At 72.8% G+C, this 4,131-nt stretch carries 4 protein-coding genes; all 4 read right to left on the bottom strand.

Going from position 1 to position 4,131, the window contains the following annotated elements; translation table 11 throughout:
* Window positions 1–113: 113 nt before the first annotated feature.
* Entirely contained in the window at window positions 114–1,313 is a 1,200-nt protein-coding gene (locus tag ACFXB5_RS41475; RefSeq protein WP_385218596.1) for a ubiquitin-like domain-containing protein, read from the bottom strand.
* A gap of 109 nt (window positions 1,314–1,422) precedes the next feature.
* Window positions 1,423–2,343: a TatD family hydrolase gene (locus ACFXB5_RS41470; protein ID WP_385218595.1), complete on the bottom strand. Its 921-nt coding sequence runs from the start codon at window positions 2,341–2,343 to the stop codon at window positions 1,423–1,425.
* A gap of 134 nt (window positions 2,344–2,477) precedes the next feature.
* Window positions 2,478–2,954, bottom strand: coding sequence for a hypothetical protein (locus tag ACFXB5_RS41465; protein WP_201854998.1), 477 nt, complete (start codon window positions 2,952–2,954; stop codon window positions 2,478–2,480).
* A gap of 186 nt (window positions 2,955–3,140) precedes the next feature.
* Window positions 3,141–4,016, bottom strand: coding sequence for a 16S rRNA (cytidine(1402)-2'-O)-methyltransferase (rsmI, locus tag ACFXB5_RS41460; RefSeq protein WP_385218593.1), 876 nt, complete (start codon window positions 4,014–4,016; stop codon window positions 3,141–3,143).
* Window positions 4,017–4,131 lie beyond the last annotated feature (115 nt).

Here is a 4,131-nt window from a genome sequence, read left to right as displayed (position 1 = left end):
CACCTGGCGGGGCTCCCACCCTCAGAGAGCGCGAGAGTGCGGTCGCGCCCGCGCCTGCTGCGGGAGGGGGCGGCCGGCCGCGGGCGCCCCCCCCCACCCCCCCCGGGCCCCCATCACCGGTGCAGCTTTGAGCCGCAGCTGGGCCAGGGGCTGCTGCCGCGTTGCTGGTAGAGCTTCTTCGCGCGGTAGGTCTGCTCGGACGGGGGCGCGTCCTGGGGGCGGCCGTGGCCGCCGAGGGCGTGCCAGGTGCCCTGGTCGAGCTGGTAGAGGCCACCGTAGCGGCCGGAGCCGTCGACCGCGTCGGGCCGGCCGCCCGATTCGCAGCGGGCCATCGCCCGCCAGTTGAGCTCGTCCGCCGGGCCGCCGACGCCGGCGGGCACGGTCATGGTGCCGACCCGGACGATCCGGGCCACGGGCGCCTTGACGATCTCGCTGCCGATCTTCCGCGGCCGCTGCCGTACGCCGTTGACGCTGCGCACCCGGAAGGTGACGCGCAGGGTGCCCGGCTCGCCGGGCCGGGCCACCAGCTCGGTGCCCTTGGGGAGGGTGGGGTCGGCGCGGCGGACGGTGGTGAAGGGCACCGGATGGTCCCGGACCTCCTTGCCGCCGGTGATCCGCATCACCGTCACCGTCTGGCCGTCGCGCGGGAAGCTGTCCTGCGGGACGGAGGTGATGTCCTGGCCGCGCAGGGTGAGCCCGGCGGCGGCGAGGGCCTCGCCGACGGTGGCCGCGTTGGTGCGGACGATGTGGGGGCGCCCGTCGGCGAGGAAGGTGACGGTGCGCTCGGTGCGGACGTGCAGGAGCAGCCCGCGGCTGGTGATGGCGGCGGAGCGGGAGGCGGACAGATACGCGCCCTCGGCACGTACGCCCAGTTGGCGCAATGCGCCGTCAACCGTGCGGGCGGTGGTCCACACCCGGCGGCGCTCCCCGTCGAGGGTGAGAGTGACGGGGCGGCCGTAGCGGACGGCGATCTCGTCGCCGTCGCCGAGCCGCTCCCCGGGCGCGGGGGCGACGATGTCGTGCGCGCCGACGCGGACGTCCTGGTCCGCCAGCAGCTCGCCCACGTCGTCGGCGTAGGTGTGCAATGTGCGCGCGTCGCCGTCGACGCTGAGTCTTACGGCCTTGTCCTGGGCGACAAAGGCGGAGGTGCCGCCGGCCAGGGCGGCGACCACCATCGCCTGCGGCAGCAGCCGGCGCATCGGATCGGTCCGGCCGGTGGCGCCGCGCCGGGCGGCTCGGCGGGCGGCGGCACGGCCGCCCGGGACGCGGTGGCTGGCCCTACGACTCACGACAACACTCCGGTAACACTCCACAAGTCCACTGGTCAGGGCGTTGGGTCCGGGACTGTAGCGGAGTGGGGGTGACTCTCCAAAGGAAGATCATCACGCAGTGTGATCACCGGCCTCGGATCGCCACCGCCCCTCAATAGCCGAAGACGCGTGCCGTATTGGCCGCTACGGCGGTCGCCAGGGTGTCCTCGGGGACGCCCTTGACCTCCGCCATGGCCCGCAGGGTGAGCGGAATCAGATACGGAGCGTTGGGCCGTCCGCGGTAGGGGGCGGGGGTCAGGAACGGCGCGTCGGTCTCGACGAGGACGAGGTCGAGCGGGGCGACGGCGAGGGCGTCGCGCAGCGGCTGGGCGTTCTTGAAGGTGATGTTGCCCGCGAACGACATGTGGTAGCCGCGCTCGGCGCAGATCTTCGCCATGGCCGCGTCACCGGAGTAGCAGTGGAAGACGACGGTGTCGGGCGCGCCCTCCTCGGCGAGCACCCGCAGGACGTCGTCGTGGGCCTCGCGGTCGTGGATGACCAGCGCCTTGCCGTGCTCCTTGGCGATGGCGATGTGGCGGCGGAACGAGCGCTCCTGGGCGGCCATGCCCTCCGGCCCGGTGCGGAAGTAGTCCAGACCGGTCTCGCCCACGCCGCGCACCTGGGGCAGCGCGGCGAGGGCCGCTATCCGGTCGAGCGCCGCGTCCAGGGCGGCGTCGCCGCCGGGCTCCCTGGCCCCCTGCCGGGACCAGCCGTCGGGGTCGCCGAGGACGATGCGCGGCGCCTCGTTGGGGTGCAGGGCCACCGTGGCCCAGACGCTCTCGTGCGCCGCCGCGGTCTCGGCCGCCCACCGGGACCCGGCGAGATCACAGCCCACCTGGACGACGGTCGTCACGCCGACCGAGGCGGCCTTGGCCAGCGCCTCCTCGACGGTGCCCGACTGCATGTCCAGGTGGGTGTGGGAATCGGCGACCGGGACCCGCAGGGGCTCCGGCGGCGGCGGGGGCGCGTCCTTTTCCTTTTGCGCGCCACTCGCCTTGCCACTGCCGCCGGGGGTCGATGCTGTTTTCGCCATGGACGCGATTCTATGAATCCCGGTGAATGTGCGGTGAATCACGTCCGGCCGCTCAGTTGACCCGCGGCTGGCTCATATGACCCGGCTCACAGGAACCCGATCAGGTGAAACAGCTCATATGAACCGGATCGTACTCAGTCGCGGTGGTGCTGAAAGGGATGCAGCAGATTCGGAAGGTGCCAATGGTGCCCACGGCGTCGCGCGGGGTCCTCGTTTTCCGGTGCGCGGTCCGGCGCGGCGTCCGCCTCGGTCTCCGGCGCGCCGGTGCCATCCTCCCGGTCCCGGGTGGTGTGCGGCCTCCCGCGCCGCGCACTCTCCAGGACGGAGGAGACCTGACCCGAGCGCATGATCCGCACCAGATGCGCACCGCAGTTGACGCAGTCGGGGCTCGTCAGCGGGGACGGGACGCGCCGGCCGCCGGTGAAGTAGACGACGAAGGCGCGGCCCTCGCCGTCCACGTGGTGTTCGATGTCGTACGACCGCTCCCAACCGTGCCCGCACTTCATGCAGGCGAAGGCGTACGCCTCGTGGGCCACCTCGCCGGACTGATCGGAGGTGGTGCGGGCGGCTATCGGATGAGCACCGCTCGAGGTTCCCGCTATATCGCTCATGGCAGCTCCTCTTGTCACACAGGACAAGTCTTCCGGGATGGGATCGCCCCAGGTCTTCCACAACCAGTGGACGCCTTTCCCGGCGCCACCGCACGGGCTCTTCCCTCTCTTTGAGCGAGATTTGGCAACGGCGATGGAGAAACTGGCGAGCAACTGCCCGGCTACTAACCTGAGCTTTGCTTTTCGCTACGGGGCTTTACCTCCGCGTGGCGTGCTTCCCGCGGCGTTCTTCGCCGCCACGACCGCGTCGAACACCTGCCGCTTGGGCACCCCGGCATCCTGCGCCACCGCCGCGATGGCCTCCTTACGGCGCTCACCGGCCTCCTCGCGCACCGCGACCCGGCGGGCCAGCTCGGCGGGGCCCGCCTCCTCGGGGCCGGGCTCTGGGGCGCCCTCGACCACGATGGTGATCTCGCCGCGCACGCCCTCCGCCGCCCAGGCGGCCAGCTCGGCCAGCGGACCGCGCCGCACCTCCTCGTAGGTCTTGGTCAGCTCCCGGCACACCGCGGCCCGGCGGTCCGGGCCGAACACCTCGGCCATGGCCACGAGCGTGTCGTCCAGCCGGTGCGGGGCCTCGAACCAGACCAGGGTGCGGCGCTCGTCGGCGACCTCGCGCAGCCGCGTCAGCCGCTCCCCCGCCTTGCGCGGCGGGAACCCCTCGAAGCAGAAGCGGTCCACCGGCAGCCCGGACACGGCCAGCGCGGTGAGCACCGCGGACGGGCCGGGCACCGCGGTGACGGTGATCCCGCGCTCCACGGCGGCGGCCACCAGCCGGTAGCCGGGGTCGGAGACCGACGGCATGCCCGCGTCGGTGACCAGCAGCACCCGGGCGCCCCCGGCCAGCGATTCGACCAGCTCGGGCGTGCGGGCCGACTCGTTGCCCTCGAAGTAGGACACCACCCGGGCGGCCGGGCGCACGTCCAGGGCCTGGGTGAGGCGGCGCAGCCGCCGGGTGTCCTCGGCGGCGATCACATCGGCGGCCACGAGTTCGGCGGCCAGCCTCGGGGGCGCGTCCGCCGTGTCGCCGATGGGGGTCCCTGCCAGTACGAGCGTTCCAGTCACGCCCCCATCCTCGCAGCCGGGCGCGGCTGGCCCCGCGCCCGGACGCGGCGTCGGCCCTGAACAGCAGAGGTGTCGTCACCCATTCTCTTATAACCAAAAAAAAGACCACGATACA

This window comes from Streptomyces sp. NPDC059455 (assembly GCF_042750115.1).
Lineage (GTDB): Bacteria > Actinomycetota > Actinomycetes > Streptomycetales > Streptomycetaceae > Streptomyces > Streptomyces endocoffeicus.
The sequence above is the reverse complement of the archived record's forward strand: the minus strand, read 5'-3'. Positions and strand labels throughout refer to the sequence as shown.

What these genes read in the sequence shown, in the direction of transcription:
- ACFXB5_RS41470 (WP_385218595.1), bottom strand. Translation starts at nt 2,343, where the DNA reads ATGGCGAAAACAGCATCGACCCCCGGCGGCAGTGGCAAGGCGAGTGGC.
- ACFXB5_RS41465 (WP_201854998.1), bottom strand. Translation starts at nt 2,954, where the DNA reads ATGAGCGATATAGCGGGAACCTCGAGCGGTGCTCATCCGATAGCCGCC.